The sequence below is a fragment of the Fulvivirga sp. genome, assembly GCF_040220315.1.
Taxonomy (GTDB): Bacteria; Bacteroidota; Bacteroidia; order Cytophagales; family Cyclobacteriaceae; genus Fulvivirga.
Genome location: NZ_JAVJUY010000192.1, coordinates 1 through 22617, shown reverse-complemented (window position 1 = coordinate 22617; position 22617 = coordinate 1). Strand labels below are relative to the sequence as shown.

General features: G+C 36.8%; 22 protein-coding genes. 5 read left to right on the top strand and 17 right to left on the bottom strand.

Annotated features, from left to right (window positions below):
• Positions 1 to 87 precede the first annotated feature (87 nt).
• Positions 88 to 1296, top strand: a complete 1209-nt coding sequence (locus tag RLO81_RS09380; protein WP_350110505.1) for a bifunctional alpha/beta hydrolase/OsmC family protein — start codon at positions 88 to 90, stop codon at positions 1294 to 1296.
• Here RLO81_RS09380 and RLO81_RS09375 read toward each other — a convergent pair.
• A complete protein-coding gene (locus RLO81_RS09375) occupies positions 1293 to 2027 on the bottom strand; it encodes a DJ-1/PfpI family protein (RefSeq protein WP_350110503.1) in 735 nt (244 codons plus the stop codon). The genes RLO81_RS09380 and RLO81_RS09375 overlap by 4 nt on opposite strands.
• 43 nt (positions 2028 to 2070) lie before the next feature.
• On the opposite strand from RLO81_RS09375, the gene RLO81_RS09370 reads away from it, so the two are divergent.
• Positions 2071 to 2733, top strand: coding sequence for a DNA alkylation repair protein (locus RLO81_RS09370; RefSeq protein ID WP_350110500.1), 663 nt, complete (start codon positions 2071 to 2073; stop codon positions 2731 to 2733).
• On the opposite strand, the gene RLO81_RS09365 is transcribed toward RLO81_RS09370, so the two are convergent.
• The 12 genes from RLO81_RS09365 to RLO81_RS09310 all read right to left on the bottom strand — a co-directional run bounded on the left by RLO81_RS09365 (position 2728) and on the right by RLO81_RS09310 (position 11132).
• Positions 2728 to 3342 carry a class I SAM-dependent methyltransferase gene (locus RLO81_RS09365; RefSeq protein WP_350110497.1) on the bottom strand — a complete coding sequence of 205 codons (615 nt, stop codon included), beginning with the start codon at positions 3340 to 3342 and terminating at the stop codon, positions 2728 to 2730. The genes RLO81_RS09370 and RLO81_RS09365 overlap by 6 nt on opposite strands.
• Positions 3339 to 4157, bottom strand: coding sequence for a UbiA prenyltransferase family protein (locus RLO81_RS09360; protein ID WP_350110494.1), 819 nt, complete (start codon positions 4155 to 4157; stop codon positions 3339 to 3341). Before RLO81_RS09360 ends, RLO81_RS09365 begins: the two co-directional genes overlap by 4 nt.
• A 53-nt stretch (positions 4158 to 4210) precedes the next feature.
• Entirely contained in the window at positions 4211 to 5089 is an 879-nt protein-coding gene (gene atpG / locus RLO81_RS09355) for an ATP synthase F1 subunit gamma (RefSeq protein ID WP_350110491.1), read from the bottom strand.
• A gap of 24 nt (positions 5090 to 5113) precedes the next feature.
• A complete protein-coding gene (gene atpA / locus RLO81_RS09350) occupies positions 5114 to 6694 on the bottom strand; it encodes a F0F1 ATP synthase subunit alpha (RefSeq protein WP_350110488.1) in 1581 nt (526 codons plus the stop codon).
• Positions 6695 to 6711: 17 nt separating this feature from the next.
• Complete coding sequence (gene atpH, locus RLO81_RS09345) at positions 6712 to 7269, bottom strand: ATP synthase F1 subunit delta (RefSeq protein WP_350110485.1); 558 nt, start codon at positions 7267 to 7269, stop codon at positions 6712 to 6714.
• Positions 7270 to 7273: 4 nt separating this feature from the next.
• Entirely contained in the window at positions 7274 to 7774 is a 501-nt protein-coding gene (locus RLO81_RS09340) for a F0F1 ATP synthase subunit B (protein ID WP_350110482.1), read from the bottom strand.
• Positions 7775 to 7842: 68 nt separating this feature from the next.
• Positions 7843 to 8031 (bottom strand): ATP synthase F0 subunit C, encoded by a 189-nt coding sequence (gene atpE, locus RLO81_RS09335; RefSeq protein ID WP_155187116.1) that lies wholly within the window; start codon positions 8029 to 8031, stop codon positions 7843 to 7845.
• A gap of 37 nt (positions 8032 to 8068) precedes the next feature.
• Positions 8069 to 9121, bottom strand: a complete 1053-nt coding sequence (gene atpB, locus RLO81_RS09330) for a F0F1 ATP synthase subunit A (RefSeq protein ID WP_350110479.1) — start codon at positions 9119 to 9121, stop codon at positions 8069 to 8071.
• A gap of 103 nt (positions 9122 to 9224) precedes the next feature.
• Entirely contained in the window at positions 9225 to 9635 is a 411-nt protein-coding gene (locus RLO81_RS09325) for a DUF6168 family protein (protein WP_350110476.1), read from the bottom strand.
• Between the two features lie 37 nt (positions 9636 to 9672).
• The gene (locus RLO81_RS20665) at positions 9673 to 9867 is read right to left on the bottom strand and encodes an AtpZ/AtpI family protein (RefSeq protein ID WP_502880443.1); all 195 of its coding nucleotides are present in this window, start codon (positions 9865 to 9867) and stop codon (positions 9673 to 9675) included.
• Positions 9821 to 10252 (bottom strand): bactofilin family protein, encoded by a 432-nt coding sequence (locus RLO81_RS09315; protein WP_350110474.1) that lies wholly within the window; start codon positions 10250 to 10252, stop codon positions 9821 to 9823. The genes RLO81_RS20665 and RLO81_RS09315 overlap by 47 nt, the downstream gene beginning before the upstream one ends.
• Before the next feature lie 10 nt (positions 10253 to 10262).
• A complete protein-coding gene (locus RLO81_RS09310; protein WP_350110471.1) occupies positions 10263 to 11132 on the bottom strand; it encodes a M23 family metallopeptidase in 870 nt (289 codons plus the stop codon).
• 115 nt (positions 11133 to 11247) lie between these two features.
• On the opposite strand from RLO81_RS09310, the gene porW reads away from it, so the two are divergent.
• Genes porW through uvrC form a run of 3 tightly spaced genes read left to right on the top strand, consistent with a single transcriptional unit; the run spans position 11248 to position 17909 of the window.
• Positions 11248 to 13824 (top strand): type IX secretion system periplasmic lipoprotein PorW/SprE, encoded by a 2577-nt coding sequence (gene porW / locus RLO81_RS09305; RefSeq protein ID WP_350110468.1) that lies wholly within the window; start codon positions 11248 to 11250, stop codon positions 13822 to 13824.
• Entirely contained in the window at positions 13811 to 16108 is a 2298-nt protein-coding gene (locus RLO81_RS09300; RefSeq protein ID WP_350110465.1) for a transglycosylase domain-containing protein, read from the top strand. Before porW ends, RLO81_RS09300 begins: the two co-directional genes overlap by 14 nt.
• 1 nt (position 16109) lies before the next feature.
• On the top strand, positions 16110 to 17909 hold the full coding sequence (uvrC, locus tag RLO81_RS09295; protein WP_350110462.1) for an excinuclease ABC subunit UvrC: 1800 nt from the start codon (positions 16110 to 16112) through the stop codon (positions 17907 to 17909).
• 19 nt (positions 17910 to 17928) lie between these two features.
• Here uvrC and porN read toward each other — a convergent pair whose 3' ends face one another.
• From porN to porK, 4 genes are all read right to left on the bottom strand, one after another.
• Entirely contained in the window at positions 17929 to 18834 is a 906-nt protein-coding gene (gene porN / locus RLO81_RS09290; protein WP_350110459.1) for a type IX secretion system ring subunit PorN/GldN, read from the bottom strand.
• Positions 18835 to 18843: 9 nt separating this feature from the next.
• The gene (porM, locus tag RLO81_RS09285; RefSeq protein WP_350110456.1) at positions 18844 to 20433 is read right to left on the bottom strand and encodes a type IX secretion system motor protein PorM/GldM; all 1590 of its coding nucleotides are present in this window, start codon (positions 20431 to 20433) and stop codon (positions 18844 to 18846) included.
• Between the two features lie 52 nt (positions 20434 to 20485).
• Positions 20486 to 21319, bottom strand: coding sequence for a type IX secretion system motor protein PorL/GldL (porL, locus tag RLO81_RS09280; protein ID WP_350110453.1), 834 nt, complete (start codon positions 21317 to 21319; stop codon positions 20486 to 20488).
• A gap of 65 nt (positions 21320 to 21384) precedes the next feature.
• Positions 21385 to 22461, bottom strand: a complete 1077-nt coding sequence (gene porK / locus RLO81_RS09275) for a T9SS ring complex lipoprotein PorK/GldK (protein ID WP_350110450.1) — start codon at positions 22459 to 22461, stop codon at positions 21385 to 21387.
• Positions 22462 to 22617: the final 156 nt, after the last annotated feature.

Below are 22617 nucleotides of genomic sequence, written 5' to 3'. Positions count from 1 at the left end.
TGCAATATAAGGTTTAGTCAGCTACATTCCATATTGGTGTAAGAAAAACCAGTACTTTATATCATAATATACTTAAACTCTCAAAAGATGAAGCTTAAACCGGTAAGATTCCAAAATACAAAAGGCCAAACTATCCATGCTATATTAGAATTACCAGTAGATGGTAACCCTTTAGCTTATGCTATTTTTGCACATTGCTTTACATGCTCTAAAGACCTAAAAGCTGTTGTAAATATTAGTAGGTCAATGACCCAAAAAGGAATAGCTGTTCTACGGTTTGATTTTACAGGATTAGGTGACAGTGAAGGGTATTTTTCAGATACAAACTTCAATACAAATATTAGTGATCTCGTAAACGCATATCAATTTATGGCTGATGAGTACAAAGAACCTGCTATTGTGATTGGGCATTCTTTGGGTGGTGCGGCTGTATTGGCAGCTGCGCACCAAATGCCAGAAGCAAAAGCTGTTGTAACCATTGGCTCACCTTTTGACCCCGGGCATGTAACACACATGTTTGATAAAGACCTGGAGGCCATTAAAAAGGATGGCGAAGCTACTGTAAAGATTGGTGGGCGTCCATTCAAAATACAACGACAATTTATCGAGGACCTGGAAAAAGCCAGTGACGAAAAGAAAATATCGAAATTGAAAAAGGCTCTCTTAGTAATGCATAGCCCTCAAGATGAAATTGTTGGTATTGATAATGCAAGAAAAATTTATGAAAGTGCCCATCATCCAAAAAGTTATATTTCACTTGATGGCGCCAATCACTTGCTCACCAAAAGTGCTGACTCAAATTATGTGGGGAGCATCATTGCCTCCTGGGCCGCCAGGTATGTGGAATACAAAAAAGAAAATGAACTTAATACCACAAAACAAGTAACGGTACGTACTGGAACGGATAAATACTTAACTGAAATAAAAACTGAAAGCCACTACTTACTTGCCGATGAGCCGAAATCGGTAGGTGGAGGAAATTATGGGCCTTCTCCTTATGATTTATTGGTAGCTGCATTAGGCGCATGTACTAGCATGACGCTACGGATGTATGCCGATAGAAAAGAGATTGATTTAAAGGAGGTACAAGTTCATCTCCAGCACTCAAAAGAGCATACCAAAGATTCAGAGAAACCAGATGATAAAGGTTCAGTTCTAGACCAGATTGAAAGGGAAATTGAACTATCTGGTAATCTTACAGAAGAACAAAGAAATCGTTTATTGGAAATCGCAGATAAGTGCCCGGTTCATAAAACTCTGCACAATGAAATTGTTGTTAAAACAAAATTAATTTAATGTTCAACTCGTATAAAATCAATGCTGTTAATATCCCAGTCTATTACTAAACCTCGCGCCAGGCCTTCGGCTGCTCTTTTTCCATAAAGCAATTCAGATAAGTACAGTGCTGGATCGTAAGACTTGGCGCCACCAACAGAGGTAATAAGCTTACCATCGTGCACAAAACTTACTCCTTTATGAACCTTTAACTGAGGAAATTTCTTTGCATAGGCATCAATATCAGAAGGGAATGTGGTAGATTCTTTACCTTCTACCAAACCGGCTTTGGCCAACACAAATGCACCATCACATAGCGACATCACATATTTAGCATTAGTCCCCTTTTCTTTTACAAAATTGATAAGTGTGTCATTTTCTAAATCGGTTCCCATACTATTTTCAGCACTCGGCACAACAAGTACATCAATTTCTGGAAGATCAATAGAAGCAAATGAGAAATCGGGCTGAATTCTAAGACCTTCAAAAGAGGTGATTAATGTAGTATCTGGTGCAACAGTAAAAACCCTCATTCCCTTTTTAGTATGAAATATTGTATGATGCAGAATATCCAATGGGGCTACTAATTCTGAATTATAAACACCATTCACAATAACAAAAGCAACATTATATTTTTCTGAAGGCATGATAGGTTCAGGCATTTGAACATCAGTTGTATCTTTTATTTCTTTATTGTACACACAACTGGCAAGAAATAGCGTAGCTAAAAGAAGAAGGCTAATTTTTTTCATAAATTAAAAGTACTTAAATACAGGTTGTATACGCCCTAACCAAATGAAATATTTAGTAGAATTTCACAAGCATTTTAAAGATAAGGGCAACAGAGAGCACGCTGAGCCAATGAGTGCTTATATGAAAAATAGGTTTGAATTTCTTGGCATTAAACAACCTCAAAGAAAGAAACTACTTGCGGAATTCGTTCAAAAGCATGGGTTACCCGATCAGCAAACTATCGAAGGGGTAATTATTGGTTTATGGAGTTTTCCTCATCGTGAATATCACTACTGTGGTGTTGAATTGATGCAAAGACTAATTAAAAAATCCGATTCTGATAAAATTCACCTTACCGAATACATGCTCGAATACAATCAATGGTGGGATACAATTGATCTGATTTCTTCTAATATAGTGGGTGTCCATTTTAAAAATCACCCTGAACTACTGCGTCAATATTTTAACAAATGGCTTCACTCAGATGATTTCTGGTTAAATCGCGTAACGCTACTTTTTCAACTTAAATACAAACAGGAAACTAATACAGAGTTACTTTCTGAGGCTATTATTCATTTATCAAGCTCCAATGAGTTTTTTATCCAAAAAGCCATTGGTTGGTCGCTGAGAGAGTATTCTAAATTCAATAAAGAATGGGTAAGGGGCTTTATTAATGATAACGAACTGCCTCCGCTAAGCATTCGAGAAGGATCAAAGTATTTATAATTTCTTGTAAATACTGGAATCAATCATGGCTTTAAAGAACGTAGTTGACTCTACTTTGGACAAACCACTTTTGATAATAAGTAACTCAAAATCGTGTAGTTTCTTTCCTTCGAGGTTAGCCGTTAATCTAAAAAACAGGTACATGAACAGTATCATTACTTTTTTCCACCATACATTCGAGATTTTAAAGTCAGTGTTAATCCAACAGCCCTTGGGTTTAACTGAAGCAGACAAGGTTGCAATGAGCTTTACCAGGTTACTTCTGCTAAATATATCCAGAAAAAAAGGTGTAACGATCACATCATATTCGCCCAGATCAACATCAAAAATATCCTGATTAATAAAATTAACTTGTAAGTTTTTAAATGGCGCATGTCTGCATGCCCTTTCAATCATACCCCTTGACTTCTCTACAAAATCTACTTTTAGAGATACATTGAGCGCATCAAGTTTCCTTAAAATCTGTCCTGTGCCTCCTCCACATATTAAAATTGATTTTCCATTCTTTATATGTCCTAAATGCACCTGCTGTGATTCAATGATTGCCTTTCCAAAGACTATGTGAGCCAACTTATCATAAATGAAAGCTATGCTATTGAAGTTGTTCATAAGAAATAAAGCACGGGCAATAAAAATATACCATCACCTAATACGCGATAGTATTTGACCATTGTAGGATGATTAGCGAAGAGATAAATGGCCTCTAATACAGCAAACATCAAAAGCAGTAAGATCGCTGTAAACCCTCCAAAATTGAAATAAACATTGGTTAATAGAAATAAGAATATCAGCGATAATGATACTATCCCATATCTCACTTTCTTATTATCGATTACTCTGTAAATACTTGGAAAATCGTTAGACTCATCAGCAGCCTTATCAAAATTGGAAAATATGACCAGATTTAAGATGATAAGAATAAAATAGCAGATTAAAAGTTGAATGTGTTTTATCTCAATGGCTTCTTCGAAAGAGCCTAAAGGACCTATGAGTGTTCCTGAAAAGTAAACAAGTGCAGCAGTAATTTCTTTGTGATAAACCTTTCTTCCCGGAGATAGGTGAACAGTGATAAAATATACAATAACCATTAATCCCAAAACCGTACCCAATAGAAGAATTTTTCCAGGAAGGTAAAAGATTAAAATTGATGTTACCATCAGCGATAGTGCAAGTGCTATACTTAACATATTGAAATGATTTCTATGGAATTCATATCTCATTAATGAAATATTACCTTTCACTTTCTTAGCATCCAGCAAATGATCAAATGTATATATTGACCATACCACACAGCCCAAAACAATATAAGTAATGCTGTCTACATGAACATTTAATACACTTGCTAGAAAGGCTGAAGTAATAACTGCGCCAAGAGCAACATCAATACTTAGATTACTAATAGTTCTGTAAATCGGTAAAGACATAAAAAAAGAGTCTAACTCTAAAGTTAGACTCTTTGAATGATATTGGTCAATGATTAACCACCCAAAGCTTCCGCTCCACCTACTATCTCCAGGATTTCTTTAGTGATAGCAGCCTGACGTGTTCTGTTATAGGTTAATCTTAGTTCTTTCAATAATTCTCCAGCATTGTCAGTTGCCTGATCCATGGCAGTCATTCGAGCACCATGTTCTGCAGCATTAGAATCAAGAATAGCTTTGAAAACCTGAATCTTTAGAGATTTTGGAATCAATTCAGTAACTATCTCTTCTCTGCTTGGTTGATAAATATAATCTACCGCAAAGCTATTGTCTACATCAGTTGGAGGAAGAACAGGTAAAAACTGCTCTGTATTCAATATTTGTGTTGCCACATTCTTGAACTCATTATAGATAATTTCTACTTTATCGTAAGTTCCTTTTAAAAAGGCATCCATCGCAAATTGTGCAGCTTCTGAACTTGATTCAAAAGAAGTTGGTGAGAACATATTCCAGTAATCTGATATTACATGGTATCCTCTTTTGGTAAAATAATCTAATGCCTTTTTACCAATAGGCATAATGTGCACATTGCCTCTACTTTGTTGACTTTTGTAGTGCTGCTCAATATGCTTGTTGGTTGCTTTAAATATGTTACTATTAAAAGCACCACAAAGACCCTTATCAGAAGTAACAACCATCAAGAGAATTTTTTCTTCCGGTCTTACTTTCGTAAAGTCGTTACCTTCTTCACTACTACCCTGAGATGATAAATTCTGAAGCAACCCCGCCAATTTAGCAGCATAAGGTCGCATTTGAGTAACACTGTCTTGCGCTCTTCTCAACTTTGCAGCTGCCACCATTTTCATGGCTTTAGTTATCTGCTGTGTTGAGGTTACAGACTGTATTCTACCTTTTACTTCTTTTAAGTTCGCCATTCAATAGTGAATTTTAGGCTTTAATTATTTGCTATATTGTTTAGAAAGATCTGCCGCCACAGAAGCCAAAACATCCGTTGCACTCTCTTCTAATTTTCCTGCCTTTAATAAATCTAAAGCGTCTTTATGCTTAGTTCTTAAAGTATCTAAGAAGTTTGTTTCAAACTCTTTTACTTTTTCAACCGGCACGTTATCCATCATACCTTTAGTAGAAACGTAGATTATTGCTACTTGCTCTTCTACCGGTACTGGAGAATACTGTGCCTGCTTTAATATTTCAAGGTTTCTTCTACCTCGTTCAATCGTCAATTTAGTAGCCGCATCAAGATCAGAACCGAATTTAGCAAATGCTTCTAGTTCTCTAAACTGAGCCTGGTCAAGTTTTAATGTACCGGCTACTTTTTTCATTGATTTAATCTGTGCAGAACCCCCTACACGTGATACAGAAATACCCACGTTGATAGCTGGTCTGATACCAGAGTTAAATAAGTTAGTTTCAAGGAATATCTGACCGTCAGTAATTGAGATTACGTTGGTAGGGATATAAGCCGAAACGTCACCCGCTTGTGTTTCAATGATGGGTAGGGCAGTTAATGATCCACCTCCTTTTACTTTACCTTTTAAAGAATCAGGTAAATCGTTCATCTGCTCTGCAATTTCCTGAGAAGCTGTGATTTTTGCCGCTCGCTCTAATAATCTTGAGTGAAGATAGAATACATCACCAGGATAGGCTTCACGTCCCGGAGGTCTTCTCAATAGTAGAGACACCTCACGGTAAGCTACCGCTTGCTTAGATAAATCATCATAAATTACTAAAGCTGGCCTTCCGGTATCCCTGAAGTACTCACCAATAGCTGCACCAGTAAATGGGGCAAAGAACTGCATAGGAGCAGGGTCAGAAGCAGAAGCCGCAACAACTACAGTATAGTCCATGGCACCTGCTTTTTCTAAAGATGCCACAACGTTTGCAACTGTAGATGCCTTTTGGGCAATAGCCACATAGATGCAAAAAACAGGCTCTCCTTTTTCGTAAAATTCTTTTTGGTTGATAATCGTATCAATCGCCACAGCAGTTTTACCTGTCTGACGATCACCAATGATTAGCTCTCTTTGTCCTCTTCCTATCGGAATCATCGAGTCAATCGCTTTGATACCAGTTTGAAGTGGCTCGTTCACCGGCTGACGATAGATAACTCCAGGAGCTTTTCTCTCTAAAGGCATTTCAAATGTCTCTCCTTCGATTGGGCCTTTTCCATCAATTGGGTTACCAAGAGTATCTACTACTCTACCAACCATTCCTTCACCTACATTAATGGACGCGATTCTTCCCGTTCTTTTAACCGTATCACCTTCTTTAATACCTTTAGATTCACCTAAAAGTACAGCACCTACGTTATCTTCTTCAAGGTTAAGAACTAATGCTTTAAGTCCGTTTTCAAACTCAAGAAGCTCTCCTGATTGTGCTTTAGACAAACCGTAGATTCTGGCTACACCGTCACCTACTTCTAGTACGGTGCCGATTTCCTCTAATTCGGCTTCTGTTTTCGCACCTGAGAGTTGCTCTCTTAATATTGCTGAAACTTCGTCTGGTCTTACGTCTGCCATTGTGTTTTTATCTTAAATTAAAATTCTTTTATGTATGGATTTTGGCTGAACTTCAAGTCCAAGGCCTTTAATTTTGTTCTTAATGAATCATCAATTTGTCTATCTCCTACTTTCAAAATAAACCCACCAATGATTTCTTCATCTATTTTTTCGATAAGGTCAACCTTATCGAGTTTAGAAATTTTATTAACTAAATCTTCCAGTTGTTTTTTCAATTCTTTATCCAGAGGAACTGCCGTAGTGACGGAAGCTCTTTCTATGCTCATATGTACATTATACTGAACATCAAATTGCTTCGCGATTTCTAATAAAATAGACTCTCTATTCTTTCTGGTAATAATATCAAATATGGCGAGCGTTAACTTGTTCGCCTTTCCAAATACTTTATTTAAAATAGCGCGCTTCTTGTCATGCTTAATTACTGGATTTTTAAGCATCAGGTAAAAATCCCTTGTTTCTTCACAAACTTTCACAAAGCTTACCATGTCTTTATGAACAGCATCAAGAACTTTTTGCTCAGCGGCAAGCTCTAGAAGAGATTTAGCATACCTGGAAGCGACTCTAATATCAGACATGCGCTTAGTTTAGTTTTACGTCTTTTACAAACTCTTTTATTAAATCCTTCTGAGCTTTATCGTCAGAAAGATTCTTTCTAAGAAGCTTTTCAGTAATCTGTAGCGATAACTGAGCTACTTGTGTTTTAACCTCTGCCAAAGCAGCTTGTTTCTCAGTGTTGATTGCATTTTTTGCATCCGCAATCATTTTTTGAGCTTCTTTGTTAGCTTCTGTTTTAGCTTCTTCTTTAAGATTGGCAGCTATTTCCCTAGCATCCTTTAGTATTCCGTCTCTTTCCTTTCTGGCATCTTCTAATAACTTTTGATTGTCAGACTGTAACTTAGCCATTTCCTCTTTTGCTCTTTCAGCTGCTTCTAAAGCTTCTTTAATAGAGTCTTCTCTTACTCTGATAGAATTTAAGATGGGCTTCCATGCTACTTTTACTAAAATGAAAAGTAGGATTAAGAAAATCACCGATTGCATGATGAACAAGCCCGGTGAAAAGTCGTTTATTAATTGCTCCATTTGTTTAGTTTTTTGTTTAATAAGAAATGCTGTTCAAGGCCTATCGCCCCGAACAGCATTTCGCAGGATTATTTACCTAAGATCAACGCAGCGAAGGCTAATCCTTCTAATAGTGCCGCAATAATGATCATCGCAGTTTGTATTTTACCAGTAGCTTCAGGCTGTCTAGAAATACCTTCCATTGCCTTACCACCAATTTGGCCTAATCCAAGACCAGCTCCGATAACGATTAAACCTGCTCCAATTAAATTGTACATAAAATTTGATTTATATTAATTAAACAAAAGTTCCTAGTTAATGATGATCATCAGCTACAGCCATTCCTATGAATAGCGCTGATAACATCGTAAAAATATAGGCCTGAAGAAAAGCTACTAGCAATTCAATCATGCTTATAAAAAATGCCAACACGAATGACATTCCTGTTGAAGCCACAACGCCAAATTGGGCTTTCAAGGTTATCGTCAATGCTATCAGACTCATCACCACAAAGTGACCTGCTGTCATGTTAGCAAAAAGACGTATCAAAAGTGAAAATGGCTTAGTTAACATACCCAGCACTTCCACCGGCATTAAAATAATTTTCATAATAACAGGCACGCCAGGCATCCAGAAAATGTGAACCCAATAGCTTCTATTACCATTAAATTGAACTATGAAAAAAGTAAACAACGCTAAGCATACAGTTACCGCAATGTTACCTGTTACGTTAAATCCTAGTGGAGTCATTCCCATCAGGTTTAACAACCATATATAAAAGAATACTGTAAGTAAAAACCCTGAGAAATCTTTGTATCTTTTATCTCCAATGTTGGGCTTAGCAATTTCATCCCTCACATAAATTACCAACGGCTCCAGCACTCTTCCTATACCTGTTGGGATAGGGCCTTTTTTATAACTATTCGCTAATGATCTAAATCCCCAAATCAAGAGTAAGCCTGCCAAAAGCATCCCTACTACATTTTTTGAAATTGATAAATCTAGCGGTTTAACGTTTGTTGCGTGACCAGCTTCATCCAAATTAATCTCACCTTCAGCGTTTGTTCGGTAAACTTTACCATGGTAAAGTGCATAATACTTTCCATTGGACTCAGCTACAGATTCGCCATGATGGAATTTCGAAGACATAAAAAGATGTACTCCTTCATCAATAAGTATAACTGGCAATGGAAATCCAACATGTTTACGAGGATTTGTTCCATAAGAGAACAGGGTAAAATCATGTGAATCTTTTAAGTGATGCTGAATATATTCAGTAATCTCCTCAGGTGTATTCACCTTGCCACCTTCTTCATGTGTGTCCCCACCTTCTGATGCAAAGGCAAGATTTGCTGTGAAAAGGGTCAAAAATGTTAGTAAAGCGATCGAAAAAGAAGTTCTTACCATATCCTATCCAAATTCAGCCGCAAAATTAAACAGTTTTTCTAAAAACGCACTTCTTTTTAAGTTTTTATTCGGACAAATCAGGCTGTTCCTGGTTGTCGCTAAGTACAATCAGTTTTACTGCATAATAAGCCTCGAAAACGATATATAAGAGCATTGGTATGAGAAGTGATATCCTGCCTGATAATTCAGGAATTTCTTTTGAGAAGAGTATGGCTTCGTACTTCAAGCCAAATACTAAAATCTTAATTAAGAAAGTAAATAGAAAAAAGTAGCCAACATTTGTATTACTTATTCTATTAACTATTTCTATAAATACACTGAAGAGTGTAAAAAAGAGTTGAAAAAAAATATATGCTTCTTGTAACGAATAAGGCAGCTTTATCTCTAACAGATCTAGGATTTTTGTATGGACAACAATTATCAGCAATCCTGCAAGGGCTGCAATGAAATTATAGAAAAGCAAACGCTTAATCACGACTATCTACCATAACCTGACACATAACCCTAAACAATCAAACGAACACAGCAACAAGCGTTATTAGCTTTGCGTAGAGGCCGTTGCTATTTAGATATAAGCTATCTAAATACACTCCTAAAAGATTTCCCAGATAAATCGCCACTCCCATTTGAATGGCCAATCCGGAATACTTTATAATTGAGTTATACTGCTTTGGCTCCTTGGGGTTTGAGGGCGGGGTTTTGCCCATTATCTCCGATTTTAATTTCTTTATTGACAGTGCCCATTTTGCAGCCACCATTAAATGTAGCGCCAGACTCTACAATTATTTTATTTGTGATGATATCTCCATGAATTACAGCGGTAGGTTTCAAAATTAAAATATCCGTTACTTCTATTTTGCCTTTCACTTCACCTGCCACTTCCGCATTCTGGGCTAAGATGTTCCCTTCAACATGAGAAGACTGACCTAAAGCTATTTTTGACTTTGTTTTTACATTGCCAATAATTTTGCCTTCTATTCTGATATTGCCAAAAGTTTCAATATCTCCTTGAAGAACAGTGCCCTTGCCAATAATATTGCTAGAGTTACTAATTTCTTCCGCTACCTTATGATCTTCTTTTGAAGCAAACATTTTTTTGAATTTAAAAAGTTACAAATTCTTCAGGATTTACTGAGTTCCCATTATACCATAGCTCAAAATGCAAGTGTGGACCATCAGTAAGTTCTCCAGTATTGCCAATAATGGAGATAATTTCTCCTGCATTTACAAAATTACCAACTTTTTTTAATAATTCGGCATTATGCTTATAAACGGAGATAAGGTTGCCCCTATGCTGTACGGCTATCACATAACCAGAATCTTGTGTCCATGATGCCATAATAACGGTTCCGTCAGCTACACATTTTACAGGTTCATTCTTTTTTGCTACAATATCTACTCCATAATGCCCTTCTTTTACTTTGTAAGGTGCAGAAACGAAACCAGCAATTGGAGAAAAGAAAAAAAGTTCCTGCAACTCATTGTAGGAAGCATTGGAAAAGTTCAGTAATGAAAGGTCGGTTTGTTCAAATTCTTGCCTAAACTGTGAGTCCACAGGAGAGAGCTTAGTAACATCTACATCTGACGTGAGAGGTTGATTTCCTTCTTCTATGTTCGTTTCATAATTATCGAAAGCCCCAGTAGTATCACCGCTTAACACACGTTGAAAATTTAAAATGAACTTGTCTTTTTCTTCAACTTCCTGAGCCAGGGAATCAACCTTCACATTTAACTCATAAAGCTTCTTGTTGGCCTCCATTTGCGCATGGCGCGGATCAAACCACTGGGCCAATAGGGTGTTCACTAAAAACAGGCACAATGCCATTAGTAGGATGAAAATAGTTACAACAAGTAGAATTACCTTTGCATAGGTAAAACTAAAGGTAGTTTTCTCTGCAAAGTTCTCCTCATTTCTTATAATAAGCAGGTATCTGTTAACAAGCCAGCTTGAAAGTGTCTTTCTCGCTCTCAAATCGATTATTTCTTTAAATTTGAAGGACGGCAAAAATAGATATTATAAACTATTAATGTATTAATTATCCTGAATTTTGCGTTTCATTACACATAGATTAAAACCTTTATAAAATTTGCTGGCCAAATCCCCATTAGCTTACTTCTTTTATATCTGCTTAGCCATCTTTCTTTTTTCTTGTTCTGCTGAAAGAAAGAATATTATAAGCAAAACTTATCATAATACCACTGCGCGGTACAATGCCTATTATTATGCTAAAAAACGAATAAAGGAAGTTGAGGCCATCTTAAAAGAGAATTATGATAATGACTATAATAACATACTAAAAATCTATCCTAAAATTGATACGGCACTTGCAAGTACTTACAAAGAACAAATTGATGATTGCATAAAAAAAGCCTCCATTGCCATACAACGCCATAAAAATAGTAAGTGGGTAGATGACAGCTACATTTATATTGGCAGGGCCAGGCACTACAGTTTAGATTATGTTAATGCCATCGAAACGTACAAATTTGTAAATACAAAGAGTGAAGATGATGATGCAAGACATGAAGCACTTGCTCGATTACTTCGTGTGTTTGTTGATTACAAAGAATATGATAATGCCGTTGCTGTTGAAGATTACATTAAAAAGGAAGAGTTAAACAGAAAAAATCAAAAAATACTCTATCTAAATAAGGCCCACCACAATCAGGTGATTGAAAACTACGATCGAATGGTAGAAAACCTGGTGAAGGCCGCACCACTACTAAAAAAGAAAGATGGTAAAGGAAGAATTTATTTTATTATAGGCCAGATATATCAAGAATTAGGTTTTGACGCGGAAGCTTTTAATTATTACAAAAAGTGCCTTGCAAGTAATCCTGAGTATGAACTAGATTTCTATTGCAGACTCAATATGGCTCAAGTTACACAGTTAGGTAAGTCAAGCGATGTAAAAGCGGCACGGAAGCTTTTAAATACACTACTAAAGGACTCAAAAAATAAAGAGTATAAGGACAAAATCTACTATGAAATGGCACAGTTCGAGTTTAAGCAGAATAATCTGGACAAAGCCATTGAGTTCTACAAATCATCTGTAGAAAACAGTATTTCAAACCCAAGGCAGAAAGGTCAGTCATTCCTTCGCTTGGGCGAAGTTTATTATGATAGCATCAAAAACTATGAGCTTGCGCAAGCCTATTATGACAGCGCAGTTCAATCGTTACCATCAGACTATGAGAACATAGAGAAAATCAAAGAAAGAAAGGACATCTTAAATGAGTTTGTGAAACAATTAAATACCATTGAATTACAAGACAGTTTGCTAATGTTGTCCAAGCTTGATTCTGCAATGCTTTCTGTAAAATTAAATGCTATTATCGAGGAGGAAAAGGCTAGAAAAGAAGCTGAAGAGGAGCGTGTGAAGCGAGAGCAAAAACGTACGCGCCAGTTCAACAACCTGAATCAAAGTTCAGGCATCAGTTCAACGGCATGGTATTTTGGTAACCCCTCGGCTGTTGCACAAGGACAAGCCGAGTTTATTAGAATTTGGGGAAACAGGCCTCTTGAAGATAATTGGCGCAGAAGTAATAAATCAAGTACTCAAAGCTATGATGATACCAATATTGACGATGTGGTTAAGCCCTTAGATGTGACTTTAAATACAGATTCCATAGAGAGTGTGAATTCAGCAAATAAATTCGACCAAATGTATGCTGCCATACCCTTCTCTGATGATGCCCGTGCAGAATCCTTAGCAAAGATTGAAAACGCCTATTATAAACTTGGCAATATTTATAAGTTCCAACTCGAGGAAGATAAAAATGCTGTAACTGCTTTTGAAACGTTAACGAATAGATTTCCAAATACAGCGTATCTCGCGGAAGCATGGTACCAGCTTTATCTGATTTATAAATCATTTAATGATCCGAAAAATGATACCTATAAAGCCAACATACTTTCTACGTTTCCGAATAGTATCTATGCTAAATTAATAGAAAACCCAAATTATACCGAGGAAAGTACGGCTGCCAATGAGAAGCTGAAAAAAGTATATGAAATAGCCTATAAATATTACCAGGAAAATAAAATTGATACTTCACGATATATTATCGATCAAGCACTCAACACTTACGATGAGGCTTCATTTACTGCCAACCTCGTATTATTAAAGGTGTTGCTTATTGGCAAAACGGAGGATATCACACTTTATCAATATGAGTTGGGTGAATTTGTTAAAAATTACCCAGATAGTGATTTAAACCCATATGCTCAAAAATTACTTGAATCTTCAAGAAGTTTCCAGGAGAAAAAGAGGAAGAGGTTGGGTACACAATATGTTAACTACTTAGAACAATGGCACTATTTTGTATTTGCTTATGAGATTAAATCAAACCTTTCTGATCCTATTACCAATGCAATTAATTCATTTAATCAGTCAAACGAATTTGACGGTCTAAAAACCAGTAATTTAATACTTAACGATAACTGGGCATTAATTTTAGTTTCTGATTTTGAAGATAAACAAGAGGCTTTAAACTATTACGGGAGTTTTTTAGCGCAAGATCCGGTTAATGAACAAATACGTGATTCAAAGTTTTATAAATTTGTAATCACGAAAGATAACTTTAACATTTTTTATCAAAGTAAAGAGTTAGATGCATACCTCTCGTTTTTTACAAAGAATTACCTGAATGGAATTAATTGAAAAAATAAAAAAACCTAGCAGAAAGGCAAAGTGGGCAATTAGGATCATGTGGATTATTGTGCTTCTACTTTTAGTAGGATTACCAGCCTATATATACACTGTAAGCATAGATTTAGGTGGTTTATATGGAGGCATGCCTAGCCTCAAATCATTGGAGAATCCAGAAAATGATTTATCATCCGAGTTAATTTCTGCTGATGGATTGTCTTTAGGAAGGTATTACAGATATAATAGAAGTCAGGTTACTTACGATGATCTATCGGAAGAACTTATTAACACTTTATTAGCGTCCGAAGATCATCGTTACAACGAACATTCTGGAATTGATTTAAAAGGATTGCTGCGGGCAGTATCTGGTGTATTGACTTTTCAATATGCAGGCGGTGGCAGTACCATAACCATGCAGCTGGCTGAGAATTTATTTAAAACAATGACAGAAAATGAGGGCCATTTATATAAAGTGCCTGGCCTTAGGCAAATAGTTATTAAAACAAAGGAGTGGATCATTGCGGCCAGACTAGAAAAAAACTTTACAAAAAAAGAAATTATGGCCATGTACTTAAACACTGTTTCGTTTGGTAGCAATGCCTATGGTATTAAAACTGCTTCCGAAACGTTCTTTGCCAAAAGTCCTGGTGAATTAAATTATCAGGAGTCTGCAGTGTTAATTGGACTCTTACAAGGAACAACCGCCTTTAGTCCAGTATACAATTACGATCGATCGATTAAAAAAAGAAATCAGGTTTTGGCCAAAATCTATAGACACGGACATCTAACAAGAAATGAGTTAGACTCACTTTTAGAGTCCCCAATTGATTTAACTTCATATGATGTGGCTAATCACAATACCGGCCTGGCTACTTATTTCCGGTCTATGATTAAATATGAGCTCACGTTATGGGCCAAGAATCATGGATATGATTTATATGAGGACGGTTTGAAAATATATACTACTATCGATAGCAGAATGCAGAGAATGGCAGAAGAAGCGGTGAAAAGTCATATGACAGAGCTACAAAAAGTATTTAATGAACATTGGAAAGGTAAAAACCCGTGGCGAGACCTAGATGGTAAAGAAATTCCAAATTTTTTAGAAAGTAGGTTTAAACAAACCCCACATTACAGGCAGCTTATTAAAAAGTATGGGAAAGGTAACGATTCTATTCAAATAATAATGAACACGCCAAAACCAATGACCGTATTTTCCTGGGATGGAGAGATAGACACTACCTTGTCACCACTAGATTCTGTAAAATATTATAAACACTTTTTACACACTGGTATGATGTCGATGGATCCACACACAGGACATATAAAAACGTGGGTAGGCGGTATCAATCATAAATACTTTAAGTACGATCATGTGCGGCAAGGTAAGCGTCAGCCTGGTTCTACGTTTAAGCCTTTTGTTTATGGTGCTGCAATAGAAAATGGTTATCCTCCCTGTTATGAGGTAACAGATGCGATGGTTACCTTTCAAGTTGTAGGTGACCCGCCAACATGGTCACCGCCAAATTCGGACGGCACCTATGGAACAGGTGAAAAAATGACCATCCGACAAGGAATGGCCAGATCGATAAATACAGTCACAGCTTATTTGATGAAGGAATTACAGCCTAGGAATGTTGTAGATTTTGCACATAGGGTTGGTATAGAAAGTGAGTTGGAAGCAGTCCCCTCTTTATGCTTAGGTGTTAATGATGTGTCTGTATTCGAATTAGTTGGTGCCTACAGCACATTTGCTAACATGGGCATACATACACAACCCTATTATATTACTCGAATCGAAGATAAGAATGGGAATGTTATTGAAAATTTTGTTCCTAAAACACGACAGGCCATTAGCCAGCAAAATGCATATAAAATGCTCTACATGCTGCGTGGCGGTGTAGAAGAGCGCGGTGGCACTTCGCAAGGTCTTAGCATGGAACTAAAAATAGATAATGAAATAGGGGGTAAGACAGGTACAACTAATAACGCTTCCGATGGTTGGTACATGGGCGTAACAAAAGACCTTGTGACCGGTATTTGGGTAGGGGGTGATGAACGTAGTATACATTTCAGAAGTTGGTATTTAGGTCAGGGCAGTAAAACTGCCAGACCTATTTGGGATAAGTTCATGAGACAAGTTTATGAGTCTGAAGAATTAGGCTATGAGAAAGGAAGGTTTCAGCAGCCTCCTGGTGGTATAGATGTTACCTTAGATTGCAGTAAGTATGCAACAACTAAGTCTGATAGCATTATTATAGAAGAGGAGCCATGGGATCCAAATAGTATACAATAGAATGCGATTTGCAGGTTATTCGATAGAACGGAAAAATGTATTGCCACATGAGCCGGGGGTTTACAAATTTTTTAACGATACAAATCAACTGATCTATGTTGGCAAGGCCAAAGATTTAAAAAAACGAGTTTCATCCTACTTCAATAAACTACACGGGCATAATCGTAAAACCAAAAAGTTAGTTTCTGAAATTGTTAGGTTTGATTTCACAATTGTGAATAATGAAGTGGATGCTTTATTACTTGAAAATAATCTAATAAAACAGAATCAACCAAAATACAATATCCTCTTAAAAGACGATAAGACTTTTCCATACATCTGCATTACCAATGAACCCTTTCCAAGAATAATTACCACGCGAAAATTAATTAAAGGCAAAGGAGAATATTTTGGTCCGTATTCTAGTGTAGTTGCAATGAACACCGTACTCGATTTGATCAGAAAGTTGTATACAATCAGGACGTGCAAACTTCATTTAAGCAAAAAAAACATTGAAAAGAAAAAATTCAAAGTGTGCCTGGAATATCACATAGGAAACTGTCTTGGTCCCTGTGAAGGATTACAGGCAGAAGCAGAATACGAAGATGATATTCAGTCAGCCAAAAAAATTCTCAAGGGTTCCTTTTTAGAAGTGAAAGAACACTTTAAAAATTCGATGCATCAAGCCGCAAATAATTTGAAATTTGAAGATGCTGAAAAATATAAAACCAAACTCGACCATCTACTGAAGTTCCAATCAAAATCTACAGTAGTCAATCCTAAACTTTCAAATCTGGCTGTATTCACTCTTACAGAAGATGAAAAGTATGCTTTTGTTAATTACCTATTCATCGAAAACGGAGCTATCATTACTACAAGAACTTTTGAGGTTAAAAAAATACTAGATGAAACACCTGAGGAGATAATAAAAACAGTTACTTATGACACCTTAAAAGAAACAACATTTTCAGATATTGAATTAATAAGTAATATAGCTTTCAAAATAGGAGATACTGAGTCAAGCATTCCTAAAATTGGTGATAAAAAAAAACTTGTCGATCTATCCTTACGAAATGCCTTTGAATACAAAAAGAATAAACTTCTAAAAAAACCGGTACATGACAAATCTGTTGTTGTTCTTGAGCAGTTAAAATCAGATCTTTCATTAAAATCATTACCTAAACACATTGAATGTTTCGACAATAGTAACATTCAAGGCACTAATCCGGTTGCCTCAATGGTATGCTTTAAAAAAGGCAAACCGTCAAAAAAAGACTACCGACACTACAATATTAAGACCGTAGTGGGTCCTGATGATTTTGCCTCTATGTACGAAGTAGTAACAAGGCGTTATAAAAAATTAAAAGACGAGGGTTTATCATTTCCTAATTTAGTTGTTATTGATGGGGGAAAAGGTCAATTATCAATGGCTAGAAAGGCGTTAGTGGATTTAGGAATATACGGTGACATACCTATCATTGGCATTGCTAAAAAGTTAGAAGAAATATACTTTCCTGAAGATCAATATCCCATACATATTTCAAAAAAATCAATATCTCTCAGGTTATTACAGCATCTACGGGATGAAGCACATAGATTCGCTATTACATTTCACCGGCTCAAGAGAAGTAAAGGTAGTCTTTCCAGTGAATTAACTTCTATTCAAGGAATTGGCCCTGAAACAGCCGATAAACTTATAAAGCACTTTAAGTCTATAAAGAAAATTAAAGCCAGCACTAAGGAAGAAATATCTCAACTCGTAGGAAATTCTAAAGCCGGGGTTATTCTAACTTATTTTAAACAAAAAAAGGAGAGCAATTAGCTCTCCTCTCTATTAGATTTTATAAATCCGAGTATTCCCAAAGGTTAGGTTCCTTTTCCATAAGTTGCATTTCCCACCATTCAGAAGCCATTACAGCTTCCTTACGATTCTTATACATATCTACGATAGGATCGTCATCAGGATTCTCGAATTTAAATAATGATGCTCTAAACAATCTAAGTGTGAATGCATCAGCAAAATTTTTATTTTCTGCACTATTGTATCTGTTTATCCAAATTGCACTTTCAGGATGATCTTTAAACAAAGTATAAAGCTGCTTGTATTTAAATACCCCTAGTGGCTTCTCTACACCGTCTAATGTTTCTGATGCAGGGATAAACAATTGAATTGATTGAATTTGATGATACAATCTAGATCTACGTTTATCAAATATCACATCTTCCATAATCCTCATCTTGCTTATCTGACGAGGTAAAAAGTAAATGGCCTTACCAGCACCAGGGATTTCTTCCCAGTCATCTAAGTTTGAAGGGGGCTCATAAGTATCGAATATGGCACCATACACCTTTCCCTGATAAGAAACCCGATCTCCACTGTAATACTCAGCACCACTTTCGTAAGCTGGAAATGATTCCCCCTCTTGATAAACCAGACTATTCAAGAATTCATCCTTTGACATTGGAGTCTTTAGTGAATCATTCACATAAATCTCTGACAATTCACCAGATCTTACTGCATTTAAAAGGAACAAGGTAATTTCGCCACCTCTGGCAAAAAACCCTTTGTTTTGTTTTTCTTTTAAATCAATATTTCTCCACACTCTTCTTTTGAAAAGATGCTCGTATCTGGCAATTGGGTCAATTGAGTTAGGATTGTATTGTTCTACATCACTCAGTTGAGACCATGCAGGTATACTCAACATTCCAGCTAAGACAACTAACAAACAATTCTTGAACTTTAACATGTTAAATCCTTAATTAATTGGAATACTATAAATTTCTTGAAGAGGTTTAGCTCTTTCATTCTCGCCAGTATAAGTCCTTCTTGAAACTCGTTCAATCTTAACTTTCAACTGATCTCCCGGTCTAAATAAGCTTCTGAACGCTCTTAAGTCAACGTTCTCTGAAGTAAATTTATCAACCTTAATTTGTCGACCACCTCTTGCTAATTTAACCTCTATACTTTCGACTCTATATCTTGCATCTTTTGGTACCTCTCTTGCGAAGTTTTCGTCAGCCTCTGCTGATACTCGAATGGAAGATAATGCAGCGCCTTTTTCACCATCGTCCATATTTACAGGTTTACCTCTATTTGTAATGGCAATATTTGGTGGCGGCACTTTCTTCACGTCAAAGGTTTCTGTGCCAAGCGTACTTCCAGCATTACTTACAGTAAGCTTTACTTTACTTCTGCCTTTAGGTATAACGGTAACTTTACCAGCCTGCTGACCCTTGATAACCTGAGCATCTCCTGAAGAGAATGATGGATTATAGGAAGTTCCTAATGCAGGCACCTGCACATCTAACTCGTTACCACAATTCATGTAAAGAGCAGACAACGCAGCAGATCTAACCTGAATAACCGGTTTCACCACATAATAAGTGTGCTTTATCTTATAGGTCGAATCATTTAATTCTATCTCTGCTTCAAAAGACTTTTCAGCCATTAAAGTTTTAGAATCATAATTACCTGGAGTTGCAGTAAATTCAATCTTACCGTACTTAATGCCCACTTCATTTTGGCCAGACTCAACCTCCTTATTGTCCATCATAAATGTAGGATTCAAACCGGATGCGCTAGCCGTAATAAATAACTCTGCTTCAAATTTAGCTCCTGCCGCTACTGTATTGGATGCAGGTCTCACCAAAGGTACAATCTGATCGAATTCAACATCCTTCGCACCTACTTGCTCTGCTAAATCTTCCAAAGCCCTTGCTTCGTAATTCAAAACTTCAGTTTCAAGATGACTGATTGTAGCCATACCTGCCGCAGTTGGAGTTTTCATAAAGTAATACTCCTCAAAGGTTTTATTCTTTTGATCAGGGTCATTTTTAGCTATATCAATATCCTTAGCATCTCTAGCTAACATCTTAAACTCATCATCACCAGTCAGTTTAATTAACTCGCGTGTGTAATCATTGAGACGTTTCTTCAATTCAGCGCCATTACCTTGCTGAGTCATATAACTACTCACGACTTCATCATCTTTGGCTCCAACTAACTGTCCGTTTTCATCTTTACCACCGGTTATTTCTACGAATTTCTCACGTAAACCATCCATATAGCCCTTAAGCTCGGCTGTTAGTTCGCGAACCTTTTTCGCCTTATCTAATGCTTTTTTGTCTTCTGGCCTGTTACCTTTTTTCTCGACCTCTGCATTTATCGCACCTACCAACTTATTGTTTTTCTCAACAAGTTCGTTTCCTTGCATCTGCAAGGCCTCATCAATAAAAACGAATTTTTCTAGAACGGAATTACTTACTTGAAGTGCTAACAGGGCAGTTAACACGAGGTACATCATCCCGATCATCTTCTGTCTGGGGGTTTCTTTTCCTCCTGCCATTCTAATTAAATTTTGTTAATGAATAAATCATAAATGTCCTTTAGCTTTCAAATTAACCTTGCGGCTGATTTGACGATCCACCTCTCATAGCAGTAAGCATGTTACCATACACTTTATTGAGAGAAGTCAGATTACCAGTAAGTTTGTCTAATTCATTAGCAAATTTCTTAGTATTCTCACCTGCACTAGTCATTCCTTCAAGAGCCTGAGCCATATTCGTGTAAAACTTATTCATTGCTTTCACGTGGCTGTCAGAATCTTTTAACTCCATTTCGTAAACTGCATTCAAAGCTCCTAAGTTTTTAGTCACATTCTGAATTTGCGCGTGGTACTCTTTTGCATCTTTAGAAGCGTTGGCCATGTCAGACATAGCAGTTGCTGTTGAGGCATAAGATTTATTCATATCTAACAATGATTGAGAGGCGGTCTTTACATTCTTAGCGTAATCATTAGTAGCTACAGCAGCATCTGCCAAATTGGACATTTTAGAAGCAGATTCAGCCATATTTTTCATACCTTTTCCAAGGCTATCAATGAGTTCAGGGCCAATTTTTGCCTTTTCCAGCATTTTATCCAACTCTTGAGTTGGAGAAGCGCCAGATGGCTTGTTAGAAATTCTGGGAGCAGCTGTTGGCCCATCAAAATCCTCTGCTAGTTCCGGATATACTTTTGACCAATCTGGTTCAGCATGAGGTGGCTCAAATGCGCTTAAGAAGAAAATTGCTGCCTCAACAGATAATCCTATCATAAGCATTTGATTTGCTCCTGGTAAGTGCAATATTTTAAATAATGCTCCAACAATTACTACTGCTGCACCAATACCGTACACTTTCGGCATTATGGTCTTGAACATTAATTCCGCAAATCCGCCTTTCTTTTTACTCATTGTCTTAAAGTTTTAATTTAATACTAGTTTATAAGTTTAATCTATTTGGTTCAATTTATCAAATATTAAAATTCAGCTCCTGAGGATCTACCAAGGTGAGTCATCGCATTTCTGAATCCTATATATGCTCTTGTAGAATCTTTAAATTCAAACGTTCTTGTTCCTGTCTCTAAGTAGTATGCAACATCTTTCCAAGAACCTCCTCTAATAACCTTTTTAGGGAAAATATCAGGATTGTATCTTGGGTGATCAGGATCAGTTCTTTTCTCAATGTACTGTGGGTTCAAATCCCAGACCAATGGAACAGATGCAGGGTTGAAGTCATCTAAACACCATTCTGAAACGTTCCCTGCCATGTCATAAAGTCCGTAGTCATTGGCAAAATAAGATGCCACTGGCGCTGTATAAGCAAAACCATCATCGTAGAAGTTACCTCTACCTGGCTTGAAGTTAGCTAGCATACATCCTTTTGAGTTTCTTATATACGGGTTACCCCAAGGATATTTAGCCATATCCCTTCCGCCTCGAGCAGCATACTCCCACTCTGCTTCGTTAGGTAATCTGAATGAAGGCATTGGGACTTCGCCAACACTTCTTCTATAATCAGCCCAATAGGCCGTTCTCCATTTAGAGAAATACACTGCTGCTTCCCAGTTTACTCCAACAACAGGATAATCATCATATCCTGGATGCCAGTAGTAATAATCCATAACAGGATCTCCCATGTGATGTGCAAAGTCTTTTACCCATACTGTTGTATCAGGGTAATAATCACTCATAATTTTTTCCTCACCCAGAACACTTATAGAGTCCTGCATAATAAGGTCTATGAATTGACGATACTCATTATTGGTTATCTCGGTATCATCCATGTAGAATGAACCAATTGTAATTTGCTTGTTAAAATTAATTTGCGTTGATGCAGGATCTTCATCGGCCTGACCCATATGGAACGTACCTGCTGGTATTGGCACCATACCGTACGGCCTGACCATTACCCAGCCTTCTCTACCTGGAACGCCCACTAGTTCTCCACCATCACCACCGGCTCCTCCGCCTAGTCCTAATAGTCCGCAACCACCAAGCAGGGCAGATGACAACATTGCCAACGAGTAGAAGAATCTTCTAATTACTTTACGCATAACACTCTTTCTTTAATTCTCTAACTGTCATTAAGTTAAAGCCAACTAGTTTAGTTTAAATTTTGAAGCGGAAATATATAAAAAAAAATCTATTTAAAATGTCCGAAGTCAGATTTTCAACTCCTTTAATTTTAAATATATTTTACAAATTGTTTA

What these genes read in the sequence shown, in the direction of transcription:
- RLO81_RS09380 (WP_350110505.1), top strand. Translation starts at nt 88, where the DNA reads ATGAAGCTTAAACCGGTAAGATTCCAAAATACAAAAGGCCAAACTATC.
- RLO81_RS09375 (WP_350110503.1), bottom strand. Translation starts at nt 2,027, where the DNA reads ATGAAAAAAATTAGCCTTCTTCTTTTAGCTACGCTATTTCTTGCCAGT.
- RLO81_RS09370 (WP_350110500.1), top strand. Translation starts at nt 2,071, where the DNA reads ATGAAATATTTAGTAGAATTTCACAAGCATTTTAAAGATAAGGGCAAC.
- RLO81_RS09365 (WP_350110497.1), bottom strand. Translation starts at nt 3,342, where the DNA reads ATGAACAACTTCAATAGCATAGCTTTCATTTATGATAAGTTGGCTCAC.
- RLO81_RS09360 (WP_350110494.1), bottom strand. Translation starts at nt 4,157, where the DNA reads ATGTCTTTACCGATTTACAGAACTATTAGTAATCTAAGTATTGATGTT.
- atpG (WP_350110491.1), bottom strand. Translation starts at nt 5,089, where the DNA reads ATGGCGAACTTAAAAGAAGTAAAAGGTAGAATACAGTCTGTAACCTCA.
- atpA (WP_350110488.1), bottom strand. Translation starts at nt 6,694, where the DNA reads ATGGCAGACGTAAGACCAGACGAAGTTTCAGCAATATTAAGAGAGCAA.
- atpH (WP_350110485.1), bottom strand. Translation starts at nt 7,269, where the DNA reads ATGTCTGATATTAGAGTCGCTTCCAGGTATGCTAAATCTCTTCTAGAG.
- RLO81_RS09340 (WP_350110482.1), bottom strand. Translation starts at nt 7,774, where the DNA reads ATGGAGCAATTAATAAACGACTTTTCACCGGGCTTGTTCATCATGCAA.
- atpE (WP_155187116.1), bottom strand. Translation starts at nt 8,031, where the DNA reads ATGTACAATTTAATTGGAGCAGGTTTAATCGTTATCGGAGCTGGTCTT.
- RLO81_RS20665 (WP_502880443.1), bottom strand. Translation starts at nt 9,867, where the DNA reads ATGGGCAAAACCCCGCCCTCAAACCCCAAGGAGCCAAAGCAGTATAAC.
- RLO81_RS09315 (WP_350110474.1), bottom strand. Translation starts at nt 10,252, where the DNA reads ATGTTTGCTTCAAAAGAAGATCATAAGGTAGCGGAAGAAATTAGTAAC.
- RLO81_RS09300 (WP_350110465.1), top strand. Translation starts at nt 13,811, where the DNA reads ATGGAATTAATTGAAAAAATAAAAAAACCTAGCAGAAAGGCAAAGTGG.
- uvrC (WP_350110462.1), top strand. Translation starts at nt 16,110, where the DNA reads ATGCGATTTGCAGGTTATTCGATAGAACGGAAAAATGTATTGCCACAT.
- porN (WP_350110459.1), bottom strand. Translation starts at nt 18,834, where the DNA reads ATGTTAAAGTTCAAGAATTGTTTGTTAGTTGTCTTAGCTGGAATGTTG.
- porM (WP_350110456.1), bottom strand. Translation starts at nt 20,433, where the DNA reads ATGGCAGGAGGAAAAGAAACCCCCAGACAGAAGATGATCGGGATGATG.
- porL (WP_350110453.1), bottom strand. Translation starts at nt 21,319, where the DNA reads ATGAGTAAAAAGAAAGGCGGATTTGCGGAATTAATGTTCAAGACCATA.
- porK (WP_350110450.1), bottom strand. Translation starts at nt 22,461, where the DNA reads ATGCGTAAAGTAATTAGAAGATTCTTCTACTCGTTGGCAATGTTGTCA.